Consider the following 23,850-nt stretch of genomic DNA (forward strand, 5'->3'; position numbering starts at 1 on the left):
AACATTTGTCATAATAAGTATATTTTTCATGATTCTGTTGTTAATTCCGTAATGTGGATGTAATAGGGGAGGGAATAAAAAAAGACTGCTGAGGAATCTCAGCAGTCTTTTTCATGTACATTACATTGAGAAGAAGATCCATACAGTTAAACCAACTGTTGCAGTTGCAACGAAGAAACTGTAAATCATAGTAAGAATTTGAACTCTTCCTTCTCCTTCTTTTAAATGCATGAACATAATTAATTGTAACAACGCTTGCGCAACAGCCATTATGATAATGGTAGTTAAGATCGTTGATAGTGGCAGGTTTGTGTAAAGTGCCACGTATAGAGCTAGAAACGTTAGTGCAAGCGATAAAATAAATCCGAAAACGTGTGACCAAGGGAATCCGCTATGCGCATGCCCGTTTGCTTGATTGTTATTTTGACCCATTTACGCCACCATCCCGTTCAAGTAAACTAGTGTGTAAATAAAGACCCAAACTAGATCAAGGAAATGCCAGTATAAGCTGATAATGAATACTTTACGAGCTGTAACTGGTGTTAAACCTCGTTTTAAAATTTGGATAATAACACAAGTTGCCCAAATGATACCGCCTGTTACGTGAGCTCCGTGTGTTCCAAGAAGAACGAAGAATCCAGATAGGAAAGCACTTGTTTGAATTGTTGCGCCTTCACCAATATACATAATGAACTCTTCAATCTCGAAGAATAGGAAGCCTGCACCTAAAAGTAATGTAAGGACGAACCATCCAAGCATTGCTTTTTGGTTGTGCTTACGCATTTCGTGAATCACGATACCACATGTGAAACTACTTGTTAAAAGTAGTAATGTTTGAATTAAAAGCGTTTTAAGTTCAAACAGTTGTGCTGGTGTTGGGCCATCTGCCGTACGACCAGCAAGTACTAGATAAGAGGCGAAAAGTGTTGCGAACAGCATAATTTCAGCCCCAAGAAAAATCCAGAATCCTAGGATATTCAATCTGCTTTGTTCGGATTGATATTCCAAAGGTAAGCTTTTATCTAAAGCCGCCATATCATTTCACCTCTCATGCTACATGTTCTGATTTTTTAATTTCATCAACACTGATATAGTAACCTTCATCATAATCGAATGAACGATAGATTAAGCAAGCTAAAATACCAACGCCGCCGATTGCTGCAAGCCAGAACCAGCTAAATACTAATGCGAAACCTGCAAGACCGAAGAATAAAGACGCAATAATAGGCACACCAGAGTTACTTGGCATGTGAATTGGTTTAATATCTTCTGCTGCTGGTGTAATTGTTTCTCCGCGTTTTTTCATGTACCAGAAAGCATCAGCTTCTTTGATTTCAGGAAGTTGCGCGAAGTTGTAATGTTGTACAGGAGATTGAGTTGCCCATTCAAGTGTACGGCCATCCCATGGATCTCCAGTTGTGTCACGTTCACCGTGACGAGCACTCCAAATTACGTTGTAACAAAGAAGTACGAAACCAATACCCATCATTACTGCACCGACAGATGCGATTTGGTTTAACCATCCCCATCCAAGGCTTTCAGAGTAAGTGTACATACGACGAGTCATACCGTCTAAACCTAAGAAGTACATTGGGAAGAAACAGATGTTGAATCCGCTCATAAAGATCCAGAATGTCCATTTACCTAGGCGTTCATTTAACATATGACCAGTCATTTTTGGATACCAGAATGTGAATCCAGCAAGCATAGCGAATACTGTACCTGCGATTAATACGTAGTGGAAGTGAGCGATTAGGAAGTAGCTGTTATGGTACTGATAATCAGCTGCTGCCATACCAAGCATAACCCCTGTAACCCCACCGACTACGAAGTTTGGAATAAATGCCAATGACCAAAGCATTGGAACTGTAAAACGAATACGTCCTTTATACAGTGTAAACAACCAGTTAAAGATTTTAACCCCGGTTGGAATCGAAATCGCCATTGTCGAAATCGAGAAGAATGAGTTAACCGCTGGACCTGCACCCATCGTGAAGAAGTGGTGAAGCCATACGACGAAACTTAGTAAAGAAATTGCAACCATTGAGTATACCATCGCACTGTAACCGAATAGACGCTTACGTGAGAATGTACTAATGATTTCAGAGAAAATACCGAATGCCGGTAAAATAACGATATATACTTCAGGGTGACCCCATACCCAGAATAGGTTGGCCCATAACATTGGCATACCGCCGCTCGCCATCGTAAAGAAGTGAGCATCGAATAGACGGTCAAATGTCATTAATGCAAGAGCAACTGTTAATACTGGGAAAGCGAAAATAATGATAATCGTTGTAATTAAGATTGACCAAGTAAACATTGGCATTCTCATTAAAGTCATACCAGGTGTACGCATTTTTAAGATAGTAACAAGGAAGTTAATACCTGTCATTAACGTACCGAGACCTGAAATCTGTAATGCAATTGCGTAGTAGTTATTTCCTACACCAGAAGTAAACTCTGTACCTGCCATTGGGAAGTAAGAAGTCCACCCAGCGTCTGGAGAACCACCAATTACGAAAGCGATGTTGAATAACATTGCTCCGACAAAGAATAACCAGAAACTTAAAGCATTTAAGAACGGATATGCAACGTCACGAGCACCAATTTGTAATGGTACTACAAGGTTCATTAATCCCATAACGAATGGCATCGCCATGAAAAGAATCATAACTGTACCGTGTGTTGTGAAGATTCCGTTATAGTGTTCAGCGTTTAAATAAGTTGTTTCTGGGAATGTTAACTGTGCACGGATCATTAAACCGTCCATACCACCACGGAATAACATAATAACCGCAGAGATAATATACATGGCCCCAATTTTTTTATGGTCAACAGTTGTTAACCATTCGTCCCAAAGCCATTTCCATTTTTTATACTTTGTTAGTACGAAAATGATTGCTAATGTCACAAGAACGATAGAAGCGTCTGCACCGTAAATAATCGGGTCACCTGTGACAAAGAATTCATCAAGCTTCACTGTGTTCACTCCAATCTGTTGGAATTATAGCTATTATTTTTTGTTTTTGTAGTAGTTGTAATCACAATATTCAAGTGATTTTGGATCTACATAACTTAAGTGATGGCTAGAGAATGTCATACGACCAACTACACCAGGTTTAACAATTTCGTTGTACTTATCTTCTGTTAGTTTAGGAGCAGTTTGTTGTACTTCTTTAACCCACTTGTCATATTTCTCTTTAGTTTTTGCTTCAACTTCGAACTCCATGTGAGTAAATCCTTCACCAGAGAAGTTCGCGCTACGACCTAGGTAAGAACCTGGCTTATCAGCTTGTAAATAAAGGTCCATAATCATGCCATCCATTGTGTACTTCATACCACCAAGTTCTGGTACCCAGAAAGCATTCATTGGGCCGACAGAAGTCAGTTTGAATTGAATTGGTACACCAGCTGGGATGTTTAAATAGTTAACGGTTTCAATTTTTTCCTCTGGGTAACTGAATAACCATTTCCAGTTTGCAGATGTAACATAAATCTCCACTGGTTTAATATGTTTGGACTCTTTCGGAACCTCTTCCGAAGCATAAGTTGCTTTTACTGTTGGAATCGATAATGCGATAACGATAATAACAGGAACAAGCGTCCAAATGATTTCTAATAATGTGTTACCGTGTTGTTCAGGTGGCTCATAGTCCATATTCTCTGGTTTTTCACGATAACGAATCAAGATGACTGTAAACAAGATGAATACAATTGCGATAATTAATGACATAAGCAAGAATGACCAAACAATTAAATCATACTGTGCTTTTGCAACAGGTCCTTGCGGATTTAATACTGCGAGTTTTTTATCACAGCCACCGAGGAACAGAAGTAATGATAACGGAAGAAGCGAAGCCAACTTCCAAAACGCTTTCTTTAGTTGCACGATTGAAAATCTCCTTTCTCCTTGGATTGAAACTATGCCAATAAAACAATATAAACCTATTAATTTATAGAAGGCAATAGTTTTTGAGATATTGTTAAAAAATAGACACAAATGCACACTTTTTAAGGTGAATATCATTTGTAACTTGATTACATTGTAAACTATTTTCCAGAGGAAAATGCGATTGTGAAAATTTTAAGATAAATAAAGTTATACCAGGATACCCAAGAAATAGAAAAAAGCTATCTTATGATAAGAAAGATAGCTGAATATTTTGTATATTTAGTTTACTTCTTTTTTTAGACTTATTTGTTGTTCAAATGTGACAATTTTTTTATATTTCACTTGATATAAAATGTAACAAATAACCATAAATGGAATACCGCAATAAAGAGCGATTCTCTGATCTGGAATGAAAGCTAAACTTACAAATGTAATGAAATTGAGTGAGAATGCTACAATTGGAACGAGCGGATAAAGTGGTGTGCGATATTTTAAATCATTGATGTCACCACCGTTTTTCACGAAGTTTCTACGGAAGAAAAACTGTGAAGCCGCAATTGACATCCAAACGACAACGGCAGCCATCGCTGCGATAGATGTTAAAACCAAAAAGACAGTATCTGCTGCAAATATACTTGTTAATAGGGATAGACTTGCAAAGATTAGACTGAAAATCAATGCGTTTAGTGGTACACCTTTTTTCGTTAACTTCGTAAATGCTGGACTTGCCATTCCTTGTTTTGCCATCGCCCAAAGCATACGTGAATTTGCGTATAGACCAGAATTGGCTACGGATAATACAGCTGTAATAATAACAAAGTTCATAATGTCTGCTGCATATGGAATACCAGCTACATCAAATACAAGTACAAATGGACTTTCGACTAGATTAGCCTCTTGCCACGGGAGTAAACCTACAACAACTGATATGGCTAGGACGAAGAAGAATAGCGTTCGCCAAATGGTATTTTTGATTGCTTTTGGAATTGTTTTTTCAGGATTCTCACTTTCTCCTGAAGCGATTCCTATTAATTCTGTTCCTTGGAAAGAATAATTCACTGTAATCATCGTAAGAAGAACAGCCAATGCACCATTCGGAAATAATCCGCCATTTTCAGTGAAATTGTGAAGCATTGGAGCTGGTTTTCCGTTAAAGTCTAGTAGACCGAACATAACTGCACCACCGAGTACGATGAAAATGACGATGGTTGCGACTTTTACACTAGCGAACCAAAATTCTGCTTCTGCATATGCTTTTGCTGATAGAGCGTTTACAAGAAAGAGTGCTGCTGCAAATGTAACACACCAAATCCACGAAGAAACATCTGGAAACCAGCGTTTCATTAAAATACTTACAGTTGTTAACTCTACTCCAACTGTAACAGCCCAATTTAACCAATACATCCAACCGACAACAAAACCAAAACCAGGTGAAATAAATTTGCTTGCATAGCTTTGGAATGAACCTGCTTCTGGCATAGCAACAGATAATTCACCAAGACATAACATCGTTAAATACATAACAAATCCACCGACTAAAAATGCAAGAATAGCACCACCAGGGCCGGCGTTATGGACGATTTGACCAGATCCCATAAATAGGCCAGTTCCGATAACACCACCAAGTGCAATCATAAATAGGTGTCTACTTTTCATTGTACGTTTTAAATCTGTTTGTTCTACTTGTTGATTCATATGCCCCTCACCCCGTTATTTTTTTATATGTGTTAACTGGTTTTCATTCTGAGTTTTTAATCATTAGTGGGGGATATGACACATACTCGGTTTATTTAATATGAAATGAATGGAGTATGTAAAAAAACGAACTATGACTAAATACTCTAAGAATGTTTTTATTAACAAGGTGATATCTTCACTATGTTAATAATTTTGATTTTAGCAAAATGTTCCTAAAAAGTATATTGTTTTTTCTTTTTATTAAAAATAATTAGAATTTTATAACGATGTAGTTGTGAACAATAATTCACAGAATCTTTCTAGCAAACTAGTAAGAAGAAAGGTACAATGGTAGGAGGTATGTCTGTAAAATAATAATTAATGGAGTTTTGTTTAAAATGAAAAAGTTAAAATATCTTTTTGTTTTTGGAATTATATTTGCTGCTGCGTTTTTTATAGGGAAAGATAAGATTATACAAAAGGCACAAGTGCTACGCTTAGATTTTCTATCTGAAATGAAAGAAGCAGCTATGATTGAAAATGTTCCGTTTATAAAGCAGTTACCAGAATTACCTCGTGGATGTGAAGTAACAAGCTTAGCTATGTTGCTCCAATATAAAGGTGTGCAAGTAGATAAGATGCAACTTGCTAGTGAAATTCATCGAGTTCCATTTGAACAAAATGGCTTGCGCGGAAATCCTTATGAGGGATTTGTTGGAAATATTTATACGAAAGCTGAACCAGGATATGGTGTATACAATAAACCAATCTTTAATTTAGCAGAAAAATATGTTTCTGAAAAAGTAATTAATTTAACAGATAGAGACGTGAAAGATCTATATAAGGTAATTAGTTCTGGTTCTCCAGTATGGGTTATTATTAATACAACGTTTCAGCCGCTAGCTGAAAGTAGTTTTGAAACATGGAATACAAGTTCTGGTGAAGTGAAAATTACATATTTTGAGCATAGTGTAGTAGTAGTTGGATACGATCAAAACTTTGTATATGTAAATGATCCACTAAAAAATAATCCACGTTTCGCTGTTCCACGAGCAGAGTTTGAGAAAGCGTGGGAGCAAATGGGGAAACAAGCAATTACTATTTTATAATAATGAAAAAGCCATCTTTTGATGGCTTTTTATTTTTAAGTAAATTTAATAGAAAATTCGGAAGATTCTTTTAAAAGTTAACAATTCACGTTATAATAACATTTAACTTGGTGAAGAAGGGGAGAAGAGAAATGGATGTTGCAAAAGAACTTGTTTTGTCAAAGGATCAGTTGGTTGAGTGGAGAAGGCATTTTCATAAGTATCCAGAGTTATCTTTTCAAGAAGAGAAAACATCGCAGTTTGTGTTCGATATACTTCGGGAAATCCCATGTTTAGAAGTATCAAGACCTACTAAATATAGTGTAATGGCAAGGTTGATTGGAAAGCAGCCTGGTAAAATAGTTGCGGTTCGAGCTGACATGGATGCTCTTCCTATTCATGAAGAAAATGAGTTTGACTTTATTTCTACATATCCGGGTGTAATGCATGCATGTGGCCATGATGGACATATAGCGATATTACTTGGAGTTGTACATAAGTTAGTAGAAGCAAAAGAGAAGATTAAAGGGGAGATTCGTTTTCTATTCCAACATGCTGAAGAAAACTTTCCTGGCGGTGCAGAGGAAATGGTTGCAGCAGGTGTAATGGAAGGGGTCGATTATATTATTGGTGCTCACCTTTGGGCATCGTTAGAGGTTGGAAAAGTAGGTGTAATTTATGGTCCTGCAATGGCTGCCCCAGATGTTTTTAAAATTATAATAGAAGGAAAAGGTGGACATGCTGGAATCCCTCATGAAACTGTTGATAGTATTGCAATCGGTACACAAGTGGTTTCGCAACTTCAGCAAATTGTATCTCGCCTCACGAATCCGTTAGATTCTCTTGTAGTATCTGTTACGCAATTTCACGCTGGGACAACCCATAATGTGATTCCAGAACAAGCGGAGATTGAAGGGACAGTGCGGAGTTTAAGACATGAGTTGCGAGAAGAAACAGAGAAAAGGATTGAACAGATTGTAAAGCATGTGACGGAAGCTTACGGAGCGAAATATACGTTTTCTTATGAATATGGATATCGTCCAGTAGTAAATGATTATGAAGTTACAGAGATTATTGAGCAAACAGCATTACAGCTTTATGGAAGGGAACGAGTTACTCGTTTACAGCCGACGATGGCTGGAGAAGATTTTTCAGCATTTTTACAAAAAGCACCAGGAACATTCTTTTTTATCGGAGCAGGAAATAAAGAGAAAGGAATTATATATCCTCACCATCACCCTCGTTTTACGATTGATGAAGATGCATTACCGATTGGCGTACAAGTCTTTGTATCATCAATTATGAATTTCATAAGTAAAGGAGAATGAGATGAAGAACATACACGTATTAGCGCTTATTCCAGTTTTTTGTTTAGTTATTGGACCTGTATTTGCTAATTCAGTTACTCCTTACATATTAGGGATGCCGTTTTTATTATTTTGGATATTATTATCAGTGCTTATTACATCTCTTTGTATGGGGATTGTGTACGTATTTGATCCTGCTAATAAGGGGGATATAAAATGACCGCATTACTTATCATTATTTTATTTTTGTTTCTCGCATTATTTTTAGGAATTCGGGCACAACATGGAAAAGATATGAATTTAGAGCAATGGTCAGTTGGGGGAAGAGGTTTTGGTACTATTTTTGTTTTTCTTCTTATGGCAGGTGAAATTTATACGACATTCACATTTTTAGGTGGAAGTGGATGGGCGTATAGTAAAGGAGCGCCTACTTTTTATATTTTAGGTTATGGTGCATTAGCTTATATTTTATCTTATTTTTTATTACCACCAGTTTGGAAATATGCAAAAGAGCATAATCTAGTTTCACAGCCAGATTTTTTTGTGAAGAAATATAAGAGTCAGGCACTTGGCCTTATCGTTTCTATTATTGGAGTTATTTCGATTATCCCATACCTTGTTTTACAGTTAAAAGGATTAGGAATTATCGTTTCGGAAGCGTCTTACGGAAGGGTATCACCAGTTATCGCAGTGTGGATGGGCGCAATTGTTATAACGATATATGTAATGGTTTCAGGTATACATGGCTCTGCTTGGACGGCCGCTTTGAAGGATATTATGATCCTATTTATCGTTATGTTTTTAGGTATATATTTACCGTATCATTATTACGGAGGATTTCAGCCGATGTTTGAAGTTGTAGAAGCAGCAAAGCCAGGATTTTTATCTTTACCTGATGAAGGAATGAGCATTTCTTGGTTTGTTTCTACTATTGTCTTAACAGCTCTCGGTTTCTATATGTGGCCCCATACATTCGCTTCTGCTTTCTCTGCAAAAAATGAAAAAGTATTTCGTAAAAATGCGGCCATTATGCCACTGTACTCTTTAGTTTTACTTTTCGTGTTCTTTGCAGGGTTCGCAGCTATTTTGCAAGTTCCTGGATTAAAGGGAGGGGATGTAGACCTTTCGTTATTCCGTCTGGCTCTTCAAACTTTTGATCCTTGGTTTATTGGGGTTATTGGTAGTGCTGGAGTTTTAACGGCATTAGTTCCGGGTTCTATGCTTGTCATGGCCGCTTCTACATTATTAGCGAAAAATATTTACCGAACAATGGTCCCATCTGCTTCGGATCGACAAGTGGCAAAAGCAGCGAAATTATTTGTTCCTGTAGTAACGCTTGTAGCTGTTTTGTTTACTTTTAAAGGTGGAGAAACGATAGGAGCACTTCTTTTAATGGGATATAGTATAGTGACACAACTTTTCCCTGCACTTGTATGTAGTTTGTTTCCACGTCAGGTTATTACGAAGCAAGGAGCAATTGCAGGGATGGGGATTGGAGTGTTAGTGGTTGCGTATATTACTTTATCTGGTTCAACTATAGCTACGATGTTTCCGGGTTTCCCTCAATATATAAAAGATTTAAATGTAGGTATAGTCGCATTGTTAATGAATATGATTGTGATGTTTATCGTTAGCGGGTTCACGAAAAATGTGTCTATAAAAGCGGACAATACAATAGTAGAAAAGTAATTCATATGCTAGAGCTATCTTTGAAAAGAGATAGCTCTTTTTTGTATATATTTTCTTCTATTAGCGGAATCTAACTAAAAACTTGTTGAAAAGGAAGTTAGGTGGGGGAATTGTTAGAGTTAAAAGGTAACTTATTTGAAGTTATGAAAGAAATTAGGGATGAGTTAGGTTCGCCGAATGATTTAACAATTAGGGAAGTTGCCCTTGCTGGTAGTTTTACACGCTGTGCTGTTGTCTTTTTATGTGGGTTAACAGATAAGGATAATGTTTATAAATATGTAGTTCGTACACTTCAACATGAAGAAATAAAAAAAGACGAAGCTGTTGTTCAAACATTATTAGATCGCTTTATTTCTATTGCAGAAGTTGGTAAGAAGACAACATTTCCGGATATTATAAATGCGATTTTAGCAGGAGATACAGTTATATTAATTGATAATATTCAAACTGCTATAGTGATTAATAGTAGGGCTTGGGAAAAAAGAAGTTTAGAACCGCCAGTAACAGAAGATTTAATACGTGGACCGAGGATTGGATTAAATGAAGACATTAACGTGAATAAAATGTTAATTCGCCGTAGTTTACGTGACCCAAAGCTGAGATTTCAATCTTATATTATGGGGAAGAGATCCCAAAAAGAAGTGACTTTAGTATATATAGAAGACATTATTAATCCTTACATTGTAAAAGAGCTAGATCGGCGTCTTCAATCCATAGTGACAGATGTTGTTTTTGAGACGGGTACAATTGAGCAATTAATTCAAGATAATAATTTGTCGCCGTTTCCGCAGTTTTTGAATACGGAAAGGCCTGATAATATTGTGGCCTCATTGGCGAAAGGAAAGGCAGCTATTTTAGTGGATGGATCACCGTTTGCCCTTATAGCTCCGCTAGTATTTGTTGATATTTTTCAATCTGTGGAAGATCACTATGAGCGTTGGGTAATAGGGACTTTATTAAGAATATTGCGGATGGGTTCTGGCATAGTTGCAGTTTTAATGCCGGCGATGTATGTAGCGCTCGTCTCATATCACCAAGGACTTATTCCATCTAAATTGGCTTATTCGATTGCTGGGGCAAGAGAAGGTGTTCCGTTTCCTGCATATATTGAAACATTAATGATGGCATTAACGATGGAGTTAATAAGAGAAGCGGGAATTAGGTTGCCAAAACCGATGGGACAAACGATAGGGATTGTAGGAGGTCTTGTAATAGGAGAAGCTGCGGTAAATGCAGGGATTGTAAATCCGTTTTTAGTTATTATTATTGCAGTTACTGCGATTGCTACGTTTTCACTTCCTGTATATAGCATTACAATTACGTTCCGAATTTTACTTTTCGTCTTTGTATTAGCAGCAACGGCTTTTGGGTTGTATGGAATCATTCTAGCTCTTATCGCGCTTGCTGTTCATATTACAAATTTAACAAGTGTTGGTGTGCCGTATACAACTCCAATTGCTCCCGCATTCTATAAAGATTGGAAAGAAGAGCTTATTCGTTTGCCAAAATCAATGTTGAAAGATAGACCAGAGTATTTACAAACGAAAGATTCTACAATACGTCCAAAGGAGCGAAAATAATTGAAACCATTTGAGTATGGCGATGAAGAAATTGGATCTCGGGAACTGGGGTTTGCAGTATCGTCAACCATTATTGGTATAGGTGCATTGTCTATGCCAAGGGATATTGCTAATCAAACTTTATTCTCAGACGGTTGGATTATTTTGCTTCTGGGTGGATTGATATGTGCAGTTTTAGGTTGGTTTGTAACGAGGGTGGCTATTTTATTCCCGAAACAAAACTTTGTTCAATATACGAGTGCGCATTTGACAAAACCTGTTGCATACACAATTAGTAGTATTTTAGTATTAACGTTTGCTGCTTTGACAGCATATGAATCGCGAATGATTTCAATTATTTCTCAAACGTATTTGTTTAGTGATACACCAATACAACTATTGTCTTTCTTCTTCTTATTAGTTGTTATTTATGGAATAGCAGGATCAAGAGCGGCCTTATTGAGGTTGAATGTTCTATTTTTACCGATTGTTTTAATTGCGATCGTGCTTCTTTCTTTATTGAATATAAATTTAATGGAAATAAATAATTTACTACCAGCTTTTCAAACGAAAGTGAGTCAATATACTGTTGGAGTTAAGAATTCTATTTTTACGTTTATTGGGTTTGAAGTAGCTCTCTTTTATGCGGTGTTGCTGAATGATAAGACGGCAAAAAAAGCACCAATGGCAGTTGCGAAAGCGGTAATGGTAAATGTGATGTCTTACATTTTAATTTATGTAACTTGTATTAGTGTTTTTACGTATATGACAACTCGTGGATTGACGTACCCAACAATTGAATTAGGGAAAGAAATTGAAATTGGTGGAGGGTTTTTAGAAAGATTTGATGCAATCTTTTTTACAACATGGATTATTACTATTTATAACACTACGGCCATGTATTATGACGTGGCATCTTTATTATTCTGTGCTATGTTCCCTAAAGTGAAGAAACATATTTTCATTTTTGTAAGTGCCCCGATTATTTTTATGGTGAATATGATGCCTAGTAGTTTAAATGCTTTGTCAAGTTATGGGACGTATTTAGCTTGGATAGATATGGGGTTTGTCGTGTTAGCACCTTTGTTAGTTTTTATTGTATATAAAATAAAAAGAAGGAATGGTAGAAATGAAACACCTTCTTAAAATTATAATGCTTATGGTTTTAGTTGGATCTATCAGTGGGTGCTCTGAGCTAGAAGAAATAGAAGAAAGAGGATTTGTAGTAGGCGCAGCTTACGATATTGTGAAAAAAAAGAAATCGAATCCGATTATGAAAGGGACGTATCAGATGGTACTTCCTAGTAAGTTAGCGCAACAAGGGGGACAAGGTGGTGGAGATAGCGAAAATTATATTAATGTGAGTGCGAAAGCAGATAGTGTCTTTGAGCAAATCCGAATTATCGCCAAAAAAATTAGTCGCTCATTATTCTTTCCGCATATACAAGTGATAATTTTTTCTAAAGATTTATTAGGGAATCCATATGTTTTACAAAATACGTTAGATGTATATATTCGTGATCATGAGATGAGACGAAATATTCGTTTGTTCGTTTCTGACAAAGATGCAGAAGCTATTTTGAAACAGAGCGCTAAGCCTGAAAATTTACCAGCGCAGTATATTGATATGTTAGCTGAACATCCTCCAAAAAATGCCCAAATGGTTGAGGCTGCAAGAATTGGTGAGGTTCAGGAAAAGATGATTGCGAACCGGAGTTTCGTATTACCTATTCTTGAATTAACAAAGCAAGGTGTACAAATGAACGGGGCAGCGTTGTTCCGTGGGAAGGATAATAAGTGTGTAGGTAGTTTGAATGGAGAAGAAACATTAGGGATGAATTATATAATAGGTAAAAAAATTGGAGGTTTTTTTACCATCCGCAAAAAGAATCAACTTATTACATATGAAATTCATAAGTTGCGTCGGAAAATTAAAGTATCTACAAAGAATATTACAAAACCAAAGTTTAATATTCACTTATATTTGGAAGGTACAATAGCTGAGTTACACTTTAGTGATCATAAAAAGGTCTTGAATGAAAAACGTTTAAAGAAGGATATTTCGGAGGAAATGGAGAAGCGCATCCGAAAATCGATCAAGCTTGTTCAAAAAAAATATAAGGTAGATGTATTAGAGTTAGGGGAAGTATATAAGCGGCATAATTATAAAGAGTGGAAAAAAATAAGTGAGAATTGGGATCAAGGTGAAAATTACTTTAGTGATGCTGAGGTTACTGTTCATATTCATCCAACAATTGAACATTCGGGTTCAGCTTTACCAAAAAGAGTAAAGTAAGGTGATGGAAGGTGTTTACTGGATTAGGGATTAGTTGCACAATATTAATGGCAGTTCTTCCGGGAACCATATACTACATTCATAAAAAAATCACAACGTATGGGGCGCAGCCTTGGAATACTGATGTGCAAAAAAAGAAACCTGAATGATTTCAGGTTTCTTTTATACAAAGCATATGTGAAGGGGGATACCTTCTATGTATGCTCTGTTTTTATACAAGCCCTAACCAATGTACCAATTGTGTAGAGAGGAATGTCACAACAATGGCGATAACGGTAGGGATTGCAAACGATAAGAATGTCCATTTTGCACTTTTTGTTTCTTTATATATGTTAACCAGTGTTGTTCCACATGGGAAATGAAGAAGTGAGAACAACATTGTGTTTAACGCTGTTAACCAAGTCCAACCATTTTCTAAGAATAGATTTTTAATTTGATTAAAATCATCTATTTCAGTTAAAGCTCCGGTTGATAAGTAAGACATTAATAAAATCGGGATAACAATTTCATTCGCTGGTAGTCCAAGAATGAACGCAGCTAGGATGAAGCCGTCAAGTCCTAACATTTTAGCGAATGGATCTAGGAAGTTTACAAAATACATAAGTAGACTTGTGTCACCGATGAAAATATTAGCAAGTAACCAAGTTAATGCAGCCGCAGGGGCAGCTACAACAACAGCTCGTTTTAAAACATAGATGGATTTATCGAGTGTTGCACGCACAATTGTATTCCAAACTTTTGGTTTACGGTATGGCGGTAACTCAAGTGTGTAGTGGGTTGGAACGCCTTTTAAAGCTGTTTTTGATAGTACCCAAGAAACGGTTAATGTCATAACGATACCAATTACAACCATTCCAACTACAACGCCGGCAGTAACCAATGTTTGCATACTACCTGTATAACCAGCAGCCATAAATAATGAAGCCATTAAAATTAACATAGGCCAGCGACCGTTACAAGGAACAAAGTTGTTTGTTAAGATTGCAAGCATACGTTCACGTGGTGATTCAATAATACGTGTTGACATAATGGCTGCTGCATTACAACCAAAGCCCATTGCCATTGTTAAAGATTGTTTACCATGTGCACCAGAGCGTTTGAATAAGCGGTCCATATTAAACGCAACTCGTGGTAAGTATCCGTAGTTTTCTAATAGTGCAAACATAGGGAAAAAGATGGCCATAGGTGGTAACATAACGCTAATAACAGCACCGATACCACGGAATAAACCAAGTATTAAAATGCCATGTAGCCATTCAGGTGCATGTGCTGCTTGAAACCAAGATGTTAAATATCTTTCGGCCCATCCGAAGAACTCAGCAATCATATCGGATGGTACGTTCGCCCCTGCAATTGTAAGATAAAAAATGATAGATAAAATACCAAGCATAATTGGGAATCCCCAGATTGGGGATGTGAAAATTTTATCTAGTTTTTCAGAACGATACAATTTATCCGTATTTGTATATTGAACAGATTCTTTACATATGCTTGCAGATGTTCGGTAAATATCTCCGACAATATCATCTCGTATATCTTCTTTTGATAGTGCTTGTGCATGTTGAATAATATAGTCTAATGGAAGAGCTTTACTGGCTGAGTGAGATTCCATTCATTACGACCTCCCTTACAAGTGGTTCATTATGGTGTTTTTGAAGTGTAGTTAAGAAATTTTTATCTCCATCTAATATACGTAACGCAATCCAGCGTGCTGGATACGTATCACCGAACACTTTATAAATTTGTGGTTCTAATTCCTGAATCATATTCTCGATTTTTTCACTGTAAGAAATTTTAATTGGTGTTGGAATTAGTTTTTTATTTGCTACTTTGGCAATAACATTTAGTAAATGACCGATCCCTACTCGGTTACGAGCGGAAATTTTAACTACAGGTACACCGAGTGATTTTGCTAATTTCTTTTCATCAATAACGATGCCCTTTTTCTCAGCTTCATCAATTAAGTTAATACAAATGACCACGTTGCTCGTCATTTCCATTACTTGGAGCGCTAAATTTAAATTTCGCTCCATAGCAGTTGCATCGATAACAACTACAGTTACTTCTGGTTGTTCAAATATAATATAATCCCTTGCTACTTCTTCATCTGCAGAATTTGAATATAGTGAGTAAGTTCCAGGTAAATCTATTAATGTATATTTACTACCGTTATGTTCATATTCCCCTTCAGCTTTTAAAACAGTTTTTCCTGTCCAGTTTCCAGTATGTTGTTTTAAGCCTGTTAAAGTATTAAATAATGTACTTTTCCCGGTATTCGGGTTGCCGGCTAAAGCAATGCGATGTTTGCTCATCTGAAATCATCTCCTATTAATATCCCGAAAATAAGGGAGCTTTCTTCCTTACGTAGTGCAATAGTGGTGTTGCTTACTTGATAAGCGACTGGATCTCCAAGTGGACTGCGTTGTAATACTTTAATTGTTGCCCCAGGTATAAATCCTAAATCTAATAAACGTCGTTTCATAGTTCCTTCTAATTGTATCTTCTCAATTTGTACAAACTCTCCAGTCTTAAATTCGGAAAGTGGTTTTATATTAGCCGATACCATAAAAGTTACCTCATCTCTATATTGTTAGTTTGAGTTTAAAAAGTTTCCTTAGGTAAACTTTTTGTTAGTAATATAGTAGACTACATTGGATGATGCTGTCAATTGGTACTTTAAAAATATTCATTTATTTTTAGAATTGTTCCAATTTATTTAGTTGTACTAAAAAATATTACTGAAATTCTGTGGAATATGCATAAATTAGGTGTGTAAAAGTAACAAAATACAGCGGAATTGTAAATATAACTTTAACTCAAAGGGAAAAAGAGCGAAAAACATTTACATTGAATTTACATTGTTAAGAGTAAATTTACATTAGAGCTTAATTAGTGTGGATTTTGTTGGGTTCTTTAACTATAAATGTTGGGATTCCTAGTTTTTAAGGGTTATTATCGTCATTTACTTAAAATTAAAAATTGCTTAACACTCACATAATATTATTGTCCTACAATGAATTTGTGTTCGAAAGAAGTAGACAAATGTGAAAAGTGATAATCCAAATGGGGGTACAAGACATGGTCATGAAAAAGGGTATTAAATTTTCTTTAGCAGCTTTAGTGGTAGCGGGTTCATTAGTGGGATGTGGAAAAGCAGAAGAGACATCAGGTAAAGATGCTAAAGGAAGCGATAATGCAAAACAAGAATTGTCAGGTACGATAGCAGCTGCAGGCTCTACAGCACTTCAACCTCTTGCAGAGGAAGCTGGAAAGAAATTTATGGAGAAAAATTCAAACGTTTCTATTCAAGTGCAAGGTGGCGGTAGTGGAACTGGAATTAACCAAGTAGCTTCTGGTGCGGTCCAAATTGGTAACTCAGATGTTCCATCTGCAGATAAAATAAAAGATGCTGATAAGGCGAAAGAATTAGTAGATAACAAGGTAGCGGGTATTGCATTCGCACTTGTCGTAAATAAAGATGTAAAAGTTGATAATTTAACAGTACAACAAGTACAAGATATCTTCACTGGAAAAGTAACGAACTGGAAAGAGGTAGGCGGGAAAGATGAAAAAATCAACGTAATTAACCGTCCGGCTTCTTCTGGTACACGTGCTACATTTGAAAAAACAATTATGAAAGATGCGAAAATTAATGACGGAACTGGTACTACACAAGATTCTAACGGTGCAGTGGAGCAAGCGATTAACTCTACTCCAGGTTCAGTAAGTTATTTAGCAATGTCTTACATGGTTGGCGAGAAAAAAGGTGCGCTACAAACAGTGAAAATTGATGGTGCTGAACCAAAAGTTGAAAACATTGCGTCTGGTAAATATCCATTCTGGTCTTACGAGTACATGGTAACGAAAGGTGAAGCGAAAGAAGCAACAAAAGCTTACATTGACTATGTAAAAGGTAAAGATTTTGAAAAGCAAGTAGAAGATATGGGTTATATTCCAATGTCTAAATTAAATAAGTAATAAAATTTATGGGGCTGGCTGCAAGGCCAGTCCTGTTCATTTCAATTTATGAAGTGGGGTCTGTCCTGTGATGAAGGGGAAAAAACAAATTAATTACGTGAAAAGTGAATATATAGGAAGATCACTTGTTACGTTTTGTGGTATTTTTATTGTTTTAGTTACATTAGCTATTATTGCGTTTATTTGCGGTAAAGGAATTCAATCTTTTACGCAAAGTGGTATCTCGTTTACTGAGATGTTAACATCGACAAAATGGAGTCCAAATGCTGATGATGGAACTTTCGGGGCTGTAATTTTCATTGTAGGTTCAACGGTGGTTTCGTTAGGTGCGGTTATTATTAGTGCGCCAATTGCTATAGCTCTTGCTATATTCATGAATTTAATTTCACCGAAGTTTGGAAATAAAGTATTGAAGCCTGTTTTAGAATTATTAGTTGGTATTCCTTCGGTTGTATACGGATTATTAGGGGTTACAATTTTAGTACCGCTATTACGTGATTCTTTTGGAGGAGTAGGGTTTAGTTTAATTGCAGGTATTATTGTCCTGAGTATTATGATTTTACCTACTATTGCTAGTATCGCTTCTGATGCAATACGCTCTGTTCCATTTGATTATTTAGAAGCTTCTTATGGTTTAGGATCAACGAAATGGCAAGCGATTAGCCGAGTAATTGTTCCTGCTGCGAAAAAAGGGATTTTAACAGGTGTTGTTTTAGGGTTAGCGCGTGCTTTTGGTGAAGCGTTAGCGGTTCAAATGGTAATTGGGAATACGATTAAATTACCAGAAGGAATATATAGTCCGACAGCAACGTTAACTGGTATTTTGACAATGGACATGACAAATACATTAAACGGCACTGCTTGGAACAATGCGCTATGGACTTTAGCAATGATTTTACTTGTTATTTCATTCCTGTTTATTTTAGTAATTCGAGCGATTGGGCAAAGAGGTGAGCGATAATAATGAATGCAAGAACGGTAAATAAAGTTTGGACAGGTATCTTTTATGCGGTTGCGGCTTTAGTTGTAGCGCTGCTAGTATTCTTAGTATTTGAGATTTTACAAAAGGGATGGGGTTTTTGGGATCCTAATTTCTTGTTTGGAGAACCAAGCAATACAAGAGCTGGTGGTGGGATTGGTCCGCAGTTATTCAATTCCTTCTATATGCTTGTTATAACGCTTATTATATCTATTCCCCTTGGATTAGGTGCTGGAATATATTTAGCAGAGTATGCAAAACAAGGGCGTTTTTTAAATTTTGTTCGTTTATGTATCGAGACAATGGCATCTTTACCTTCTATTGTTGTTGGTTTATTCGGTTTGTTAGTGTTCGTTACAATGACAGGATGGGGATACACAGTAATGGGTGGTGCCCTTGCTTTAACGATTTTAAACTTGCCAGGTTTAACGCGTGTTTGTGAAAATGCGATTTCAGAGGTTCCTTCTAATGTAAAAGAGGCGAGTCTTGGATTAGGTGCAACAAAGTGGCAAACGATTACTCGTATTATTATTCCGTCGTCATTACCACAAATTATTACAGGTGTTATTTTAGCGGCAGGTCGTATATTTGGTGAAGCGGCGGCATTAATTTATACAGCGGGTTTAACATCACCGATTTTAAATTCAGCAGCGGACTTCTCAAGTCCTGCTCATCCTTTAAATCCATTTAGACCAGCTGAAACGTTAGCGGTTCACATTTGGAAGTTAAATTCTGAAGGGATTATCCCAGATGCGAAGTTAATTGCGACAAAATCTGCAGCTGTATTAATTATTATGGTATTACTATTCAATGTTGTTTCACGCTTGGTAGCATCTATATTGCACAAACGTTTTACAGGAGCAAAAAGAAAAAGTAAAACGACGAAGAAGATAAAAGCGGCATAAGTTGTAAAGGGGAACTCTCTACTGATAAGTAGGGGGTTCTTTTTACGTTTTAATATAGAAGGAAAAGGTATTGCGATTGTTGAATTTGTAATTCGTTATATAAATAAAGTGAAACTTTAATCAGTGAGGTCTTGCTGCTCGTAAATATCAGGATAAAAAGATGAAAATGAGGGAGTGGGTTTAATTTGTTTTTTCTGCAAATGTCAGGTTTTCCGGGATCGGGAAAATCCACAGTTTCTAAGTATATAGGGAAGTTAACAGGTGCTGTAATTGTAGATCATGACGTTTTGAAATCAGCGTTGTTACAATCATTAGAAATGAAAGGGATTGAATCGACGATTGTTGGAGGAGTATCATACGATGTGGAATGGGTATTGATTGATTCTTATTTAGAACAAGGGCATAGTGTGATATTGGATAGTCCATGTCTATACGAAGGGATGGTTGAAAAAGGAATTAAGCTGTCTAATAAACATGGTGTGAAATATAAATATATTGAGTGTTAAGTGAATGATATGGAAGAGATTAATAATAGGTTGCAAACACGTAAGCGTATGGTCAGTCAAATTGAAAAGGTAGAGTCGGAAGTAGCTTTTAAAAAGTGGTTAAATGGTAGTAAAAGACCTTTAAATAGTGAATATATTATTGTGGATTCTAGTGAATCTCTAGAACAGTATGCGGAAAAAATGATGGATTATATGAATAGGTAGAGAAAAGGGTTATCTTCATGAATGAAGATAACCCTTTTCTTTTAAATATCAGGTGTTTCTGTAGAAGTGCTTATTTTTCTACGAGAGCGCCTTTTTCTCCCAATTTTATCTAATAGTTCATACATAACTGGAACGACTACTAATGTAAGAACAGTTGAGACTGCCAAACCACCGATGACAACAACGGCTAGGCTTTTTGATACCATACTTCCTGCTTGTGATTGGCTAAATAGGAGTGGGAGCATAGCAACAATTGTTGTAATAGCTGTCATAATAATTGGACGTAGTCTAGTGGAACCTGCTTCGAGTAAGGCTTCTCTCGTTTCCATACCGTGTTCCCGGTTTTGTTGTACTCTTTCTATTAATACGATAGCGTTTGTAACGACAATCCCGATTAACATTAATGCACCGATCAAGGAATTTACATCAACTGGTGTTCCTGAAATGATTAATCCTAAAATACCGCCGACAGCAGCTAATGGTAAGGAGAACAAGATTGCAAAAGGAGCACGTGCCTGCCCGAAGGTAATAACCATAATTAAATATACAATCCCAATTGCAATCCCCATAATCTTGAATAAATCTGTGAAGTTCTCTTGCATAGATTCAGTGGCGCCTGCGATATTTACTTTTGCTCCGCTAGGTAAATCTAATTCGGCTATCGCTTTGTTCACTTCAGTGCTTACCTTGCTTAAATCTTCATTTGAAGCTTCTGCGGTAATTTGAATCGTTTCTTTTCCATCTTTATGGAAGACTTCTGTTTGAAGTTGCTTTTCTGAAATAGTTGCAATGTCTTTTAAAGGAATTGGTCCATTAATAGGTGATAGTATGTTTGTGTTTAAAATGTCTTCTTGTTTAGTAATACTTTCTTTTTTATGTTCTATCATAATAGCAGTTTTTTCGTTATTGATTGAAACTTCACCAATAGGTGATTTCTTCATAAGGAATGCTACTTGTTGAGCTGCTAATTCTGGTGTTAATCCTAGTTGTTCGGCCTTTGTTTGATCAACATGGATTTGCCATTCTTTCTTAGAGTCTTCTAAATTCGTTTTTACTTTAGAAAGATCATCCATATCTTTTAGTTTTGTTTCGACGATAGTAGCAGCCTCTTTTAAATTTGTTTCGTTAGTGGCTGTTACGTTGAATTGCAAATTATTGCCGCTGCCAGAGCTTGAATAACTCATTTTTATATAATCAAGTTCAGCGGGCTCAAAAGTTTTATGTTCTTTCTTTAACTCTTTAATATACTGATCAATATCAGAACCCTTTTTAAAGACTACCAATATACTTGCGAGATTATTTTTGGTCGTTTGCCCCCATTGTGCATCTTCTGCGCTAGATCCCATTCGTAAAATAACATCCGTTACATCTGAATTAGAAAGTAGCTTCTTTTCGAAATCAAAAGCTTTTTGTTTTTGTGTTTCAGGAGCGTAATCAGCCGGGAAAGTCATATTAATAGATAACATTGTGTCGTCTTCAGATTTTATATTCGCTTTCGGTAGTAATACATAGGTAGCAATCGATCCTGCGAATAATAAAAAAGAAGTAAGTAGAATAATGAATTTATGCGAAAGAGCCCACTTTAATGTAGCGACATATCGTGGTGAAGAACTTGGCTTTTTGTGTTTTGTTTTTTTGAGTAGTAAAAAAGCCATAAGTGGAACAACTGTTAGTGCAACGATTAAGGATGATAGTATAGAATATACGACCGCTAATACCATAGGTAACATTAATTTTCCAATTACTCCTGATACGAGGCCGATAGGTAAAAAAACAGCGACCGTTGTTAAAGTAGAAGAAGTAATTGCGACGGCGACCTCTTTCGTTGCATCGAGAATAATATCTTTAGAGAAAGATTCTTTTTGTAAACGTCGGAAAATATTCTCAATGACAACGATGCTATCATCGACGAGACGTCCAACTGCAACGGCTAAACCACCAAGTGTTAGAGTGTTAAGTGTGATGTTAGATTGGTGTAGTAAAAAGAGTGTTAATAAAATAGATAATGGAATACTGACAACAGCAATGAGTGTCGTTCGGAAGTTACGTAAAAAGATTAATATAATTAGAGTTGCAGCAATTGCTCCAAGGATTACTTCTTTTCCCATGCTAGTAACAGCGTTTTCAACTTGTTCATGAGTTGATGCTAAAAGTTTAATAGAAAACTGATCTTTATATTGTTTACTTATATCTTTAATTTTTTTATCGATTTCTTTTCCAATTGCAACTGCATTTTTACTTGGCTCTTTCATGATGATTAATCCAGTGCCTTCTTCGCCGTTTATATGTGAGATTGTATCGTAGTGTTGTTTAAGTTCAATTTGAGAAACATCTTGTAATTTAACTTGAGGTGCAACAGTGATTTTTTTAATGTCATCTACATTTTTTATATCCCCGATGACACGAAGGTTATATTCTTCTTTATTAACGGTAACAGCTCCAGCTGGAGTGGAAGTTTCTTTTCCTTGTAAAACCTTTAATATTTGTTCCGTTGTTACGTTTTTATCTTTTAATTGGTTTGGGTCTAGTATAATAGATAATTCGGAAGTTGATTTTCCAAAAAACATAACGTTGGCAACGCCATCAATGCTTTCGAGTTGTGGTACGATTTCCTTTTCGATTTGTTTTTCATCTGCTTTTGAAAATCCGTTTTGTTTTTGGATTGCAATTTGAGCGAGTGGAATCATAGAAGTATTTAATTGGCTAACTATCGGTTTAGTTGCATCTTTAGGTAATTTAATTGTATTAATGGCCTTTTCAACTTCACGTGTGGCATCTTTCATATTTGCTTTGGATGTATATGCGATATCGATGCGTGATAATCCTTCGTGAGTAGAAGAGGTGATGTTGTCAATGTTTTCTAAGTTGCGAAATTGTTTTTCAAGGGGATCGGTTACTTCTTTTGTCATTGCTTCAGCGTCGAGTCCTGGAGATAAGGTTGTGACGGTGACTGCGGGATTATCGATGCTAGGTAAAAATTCCATAGGTAATTTAGAGCCGGAATAAACACCGAGTATGGAAATGAGAAAAACCATGATGATAACAGCGGCGCGGTTTTTTAATGAAAACTTCGTTAACCTATCCATAAAGTAATTCCTCCATTGGTTTATTTTTAGTTGAGTACGTCCTTTCTTACTATATAACAAAAAATGGATATTTTTCATTAATTAAATGTAAAAAAATTCTAACAATAATCTTAAGTTGATGTTTCGTTGGAATTTCGTTATCTATCCCGTCGTTGGTCGGACGATAAAATTCTCACTTCGAATTCGGTTGGGGTGGAGTTATCTGCCAACAACCGGTTCTTTCAACTAGTAATGATTTGTGTGGAGGGACAAAAAATCAACATGTTCGCATTATTAGGAAGTGGCGAAGCTATTTTCTTTTTTAATGTGAACTTTAATGTAGAAGAGAATGAAAAGGTGGGAGGGAGTATGAAATGTAGTTTGGTTAATTAGAGTGTATTGGTATACAATCAAAATACTTATTTTCAGTAGAGAGAATACAAGGCTTTACTATAGAAGAAAGTAGGATAGATAATTTTTTTGTTTTTTTATAAAAAAACACTTGTTATTTAAAAACCATGATGGTATATTAATAAACGTCGCTGATGCGGAAACGCAGAAAACGACAAAAAAGAAATTTTAAAACTTAGTTGACATCGAAAAATGAAGATGTTAATATGATGAAGTCGCTTCTGAAGCGATGGACAAGTTCTTTGAAAACTGAACGAAACAAACAACGTGAAACGTCAATTTTTATTTTAG

Annotated in this window: 20 protein-coding genes and 1 pseudogene; 12 read left to right on the forward strand and 9 right to left on the reverse strand. The window is 36.2% G+C overall.

The window, feature by feature from the left end; all coding sequences use genetic code 11:
• Nucleotides 1-120: 120 nt before the first annotated feature.
• From qoxD to AC0NJG_RS17310, 5 genes are all read right to left on the reverse strand, one after another.
• Nucleotides 121-432 (reverse strand): cytochrome aa3 quinol oxidase subunit IV, encoded by a 312-nt coding sequence (qoxD, locus tag AC0NJG_RS17290; protein ID WP_000531379.1) that lies wholly within the window; start codon nucleotides 430-432, stop codon nucleotides 121-123.
• Nucleotides 433-1,035, reverse strand: coding sequence for a cytochrome aa3 quinol oxidase subunit III (gene qoxC, locus AC0NJG_RS17295; RefSeq protein WP_000729318.1), 603 nt, complete (start codon nucleotides 1,033-1,035; stop codon nucleotides 433-435).
• 13 nt (nucleotides 1,036-1,048) lie between these two features.
• Nucleotides 1,049-2,983, reverse strand: a complete 1,935-nt coding sequence (gene qoxB / locus AC0NJG_RS17300) for a cytochrome aa3 quinol oxidase subunit I (RefSeq protein ID WP_140168787.1) — start codon at nucleotides 2,981-2,983, stop codon at nucleotides 1,049-1,051.
• Between the two features lie 33 nt (nucleotides 2,984-3,016).
• Nucleotides 3,017-3,892: a cytochrome aa3 quinol oxidase subunit II gene (locus AC0NJG_RS17305; protein ID WP_001176167.1), complete on the reverse strand. Its 876-nt coding sequence runs from the start codon at nucleotides 3,890-3,892 to the stop codon at nucleotides 3,017-3,019.
• A 282-nt stretch (nucleotides 3,893-4,174) separates the two neighbouring features.
• On the reverse strand, nucleotides 4,175-5,590 hold the full coding sequence (locus AC0NJG_RS17310; protein WP_001076070.1) for an amino acid permease: 1,416 nt from the start codon (nucleotides 5,588-5,590) through the stop codon (nucleotides 4,175-4,177).
• A gap of 380 nt (nucleotides 5,591-5,970) precedes the next feature.
• Between AC0NJG_RS17310 and AC0NJG_RS17315 the strand changes: the two genes are divergently transcribed.
• The 8 genes from AC0NJG_RS17315 to AC0NJG_RS17350 all read left to right on the forward strand — a co-directional run bounded on the left by AC0NJG_RS17315 (nucleotide 5,971) and on the right by AC0NJG_RS17350 (nucleotide 13,660).
• Nucleotides 5,971-6,681, forward strand: a complete 711-nt coding sequence (locus tag AC0NJG_RS17315; RefSeq protein WP_000734471.1) for a C39 family peptidase — start codon at nucleotides 5,971-5,973, stop codon at nucleotides 6,679-6,681.
• Between the two features lie 131 nt (nucleotides 6,682-6,812).
• Nucleotides 6,813-7,988: an amidohydrolase gene (locus tag AC0NJG_RS17320; RefSeq protein ID WP_087953810.1), complete on the forward strand. Its 1,176-nt coding sequence runs from the start codon at nucleotides 6,813-6,815 to the stop codon at nucleotides 7,986-7,988.
• Between the two features lies 1 nt (nucleotide 7,989).
• A complete protein-coding gene (locus tag AC0NJG_RS17325) occupies nucleotides 7,990-8,187 on the forward strand; it encodes a DUF3311 domain-containing protein (protein WP_087953809.1) in 198 nt (65 codons plus the stop codon).
• Entirely contained in the window at nucleotides 8,184-9,656 is a 1,473-nt protein-coding gene (locus AC0NJG_RS17330) for a sodium:solute symporter family protein (RefSeq protein ID WP_474063246.1), read from the forward strand. Before AC0NJG_RS17325 ends, AC0NJG_RS17330 begins: the two co-directional genes overlap by 4 nt.
• Before the next feature lie 101 nt (nucleotides 9,657-9,757).
• Nucleotides 9,758-11,236: a spore germination protein GerLA gene (gene gerLA / locus AC0NJG_RS17335; RefSeq protein WP_140168786.1), complete on the forward strand. Its 1,479-nt coding sequence runs from the start codon at nucleotides 9,758-9,760 to the stop codon at nucleotides 11,234-11,236.
• On the forward strand, nucleotides 11,237-12,361 hold the full coding sequence (gene gerLB, locus AC0NJG_RS17340; protein WP_173602102.1) for a spore germination protein GerLB: 1,125 nt from the start codon (nucleotides 11,237-11,239) through the stop codon (nucleotides 12,359-12,361).
• Nucleotides 12,345-13,511 carry a Ger(x)C family spore germination protein gene (locus AC0NJG_RS17345; protein ID WP_173602103.1) on the forward strand — a complete coding sequence of 389 codons (1,167 nt, stop codon included), beginning with the start codon at nucleotides 12,345-12,347 and terminating at the stop codon, nucleotides 13,509-13,511. The genes gerLB and AC0NJG_RS17345 overlap by 17 nt, the downstream gene beginning before the upstream one ends.
• Before the next feature lie 11 nt (nucleotides 13,512-13,522).
• Nucleotides 13,523-13,660: a hypothetical protein gene (locus AC0NJG_RS17350; protein ID WP_087953805.1), complete on the forward strand. Its 138-nt coding sequence runs from the start codon at nucleotides 13,523-13,525 to the stop codon at nucleotides 13,658-13,660.
• A 62-nt stretch (nucleotides 13,661-13,722) separates the two neighbouring features.
• Here the strand turns inward: AC0NJG_RS17350 and AC0NJG_RS17355 are convergent, their stop codons facing one another.
• Genes AC0NJG_RS17355 through AC0NJG_RS17365 form a run of 3 tightly spaced genes read right to left on the reverse strand, consistent with a single transcriptional unit; the run spans nucleotide 13,723 to nucleotide 16,077 of the window.
• Entirely contained in the window at nucleotides 13,723-15,123 is a 1,401-nt protein-coding gene (locus AC0NJG_RS17355) for a nucleoside recognition domain-containing protein (protein ID WP_474063247.1), read from the reverse strand.
• Entirely contained in the window at nucleotides 15,101-15,823 is a 723-nt protein-coding gene (locus AC0NJG_RS17360; RefSeq protein WP_071725260.1) for a FeoB small GTPase domain-containing protein, read from the reverse strand. The genes AC0NJG_RS17355 and AC0NJG_RS17360 overlap by 23 nt, the downstream gene beginning before the upstream one ends.
• Nucleotides 15,820-16,077 carry a FeoA family protein gene (locus AC0NJG_RS17365; RefSeq protein ID WP_000252983.1) on the reverse strand — a complete coding sequence of 86 codons (258 nt, stop codon included), beginning with the start codon at nucleotides 16,075-16,077 and terminating at the stop codon, nucleotides 15,820-15,822. Before AC0NJG_RS17365 ends, AC0NJG_RS17360 begins: the two co-directional genes overlap by 4 nt.
• Before the next feature lie 512 nt (nucleotides 16,078-16,589).
• Between AC0NJG_RS17365 and AC0NJG_RS17370 the strand changes: the two genes are divergently transcribed.
• The 4 genes and pseudogenes from AC0NJG_RS17370 (at nucleotide 16,590) to AC0NJG_RS17385 (ending at nucleotide 20,083) form a co-directional block, all read left to right on the forward strand.
• Nucleotides 16,590-17,489, forward strand: a complete 900-nt coding sequence (locus tag AC0NJG_RS17370; protein WP_000245119.1) for a phosphate ABC transporter substrate-binding protein PstS — start codon at nucleotides 16,590-16,592, stop codon at nucleotides 17,487-17,489.
• A gap of 70 nt (nucleotides 17,490-17,559) precedes the next feature.
• Nucleotides 17,560-18,450 (forward strand): phosphate ABC transporter permease subunit PstC, encoded by an 891-nt coding sequence (gene pstC / locus AC0NJG_RS17375; protein ID WP_140168784.1) that lies wholly within the window; start codon nucleotides 17,560-17,562, stop codon nucleotides 18,448-18,450.
• A 2-nt stretch (nucleotides 18,451-18,452) separates the two neighbouring features.
• Entirely contained in the window at nucleotides 18,453-19,373 is a 921-nt protein-coding gene (pstA, locus tag AC0NJG_RS17380; protein ID WP_048552844.1) for a phosphate ABC transporter permease PstA, read from the forward strand.
• A 185-nt stretch (nucleotides 19,374-19,558) separates the two neighbouring features.
• A pseudogene (locus AC0NJG_RS17385) lies at nucleotides 19,559-20,083 on the forward strand (P-loop nucleotide/nucleoside kinase family protein).
• A 41-nt stretch (nucleotides 20,084-20,124) separates the two neighbouring features.
• On the opposite strand, the gene AC0NJG_RS17390 reads toward AC0NJG_RS17385, so the two are convergent.
• The gene (locus AC0NJG_RS17390; RefSeq protein ID WP_087953802.1) at nucleotides 20,125-23,169 is read right to left on the reverse strand and encodes an efflux RND transporter permease subunit; all 3,045 of its coding nucleotides are present in this window, start codon (nucleotides 23,167-23,169) and stop codon (nucleotides 20,125-20,127) included.
• Nucleotides 23,170-23,850: the final 681 nt, after the last annotated feature.

This window comes from Bacillus sp. SSR7 (genome assembly GCF_055902415.1).

Excerpts from the sequence above, each read along its gene's own strand:
- qoxD (WP_000531379.1), bottom strand. The coding sequence starts at position 432 with ATGGGTCAAAATAACAATCAAGCAAACGGGCATGCGCATAGCGGATTC.
- qoxC (WP_000729318.1), bottom strand. The coding sequence starts at position 1,035 with ATGGCGGCTTTAGATAAAAGCTTACCTTTGGAATATCAATCCGAACAA.
- AC0NJG_RS17310 (WP_001076070.1), bottom strand. The coding sequence starts at position 5,590 with ATGAATCAACAAGTAGAACAAACAGATTTAAAACGTACAATGAAAAGT.
- AC0NJG_RS17315 (WP_000734471.1), top strand. The coding sequence starts at position 5,971 with ATGAAAAAGTTAAAATATCTTTTTGTTTTTGGAATTATATTTGCTGCT.
- AC0NJG_RS17320 (WP_087953810.1), top strand. The coding sequence starts at position 6,813 with ATGGATGTTGCAAAAGAACTTGTTTTGTCAAAGGATCAGTTGGTTGAG.
- AC0NJG_RS17325 (WP_087953809.1), top strand. The coding sequence starts at position 7,990 with ATGAAGAACATACACGTATTAGCGCTTATTCCAGTTTTTTGTTTAGTT.
- AC0NJG_RS17330 (WP_474063246.1), top strand. The coding sequence starts at position 8,184 with ATGACCGCATTACTTATCATTATTTTATTTTTGTTTCTCGCATTATTT.
- AC0NJG_RS17345 (WP_173602103.1), top strand. The coding sequence starts at position 12,345 with ATGAAACACCTTCTTAAAATTATAATGCTTATGGTTTTAGTTGGATCT.
- AC0NJG_RS17355 (WP_474063247.1), bottom strand. The coding sequence starts at position 15,123 with ATGGAATCTCACTCAGCCAGTAAAGCTCTTCCATTAGACTATATTATT.
- AC0NJG_RS17360 (WP_071725260.1), bottom strand. The coding sequence starts at position 15,823 with ATGAGCAAACATCGCATTGCTTTAGCCGGCAACCCGAATACCGGGAAA.
- AC0NJG_RS17365 (WP_000252983.1), bottom strand. The coding sequence starts at position 16,077 with ATGGTATCGGCTAATATAAAACCACTTTCCGAATTTAAGACTGGAGAG.
- AC0NJG_RS17370 (WP_000245119.1), top strand. The coding sequence starts at position 16,590 with ATGGTCATGAAAAAGGGTATTAAATTTTCTTTAGCAGCTTTAGTGGTA.
- pstC (WP_140168784.1), top strand. The coding sequence starts at position 17,560 with ATGAAGGGGAAAAAACAAATTAATTACGTGAAAAGTGAATATATAGGA.
- pstA (WP_048552844.1), top strand. The coding sequence starts at position 18,453 with ATGAATGCAAGAACGGTAAATAAAGTTTGGACAGGTATCTTTTATGCG.
- AC0NJG_RS17390 (WP_087953802.1), bottom strand. The coding sequence starts at position 23,169 with ATGGATAGGTTAACGAAGTTTTCATTAAAAAACCGCGCCGCTGTTATC.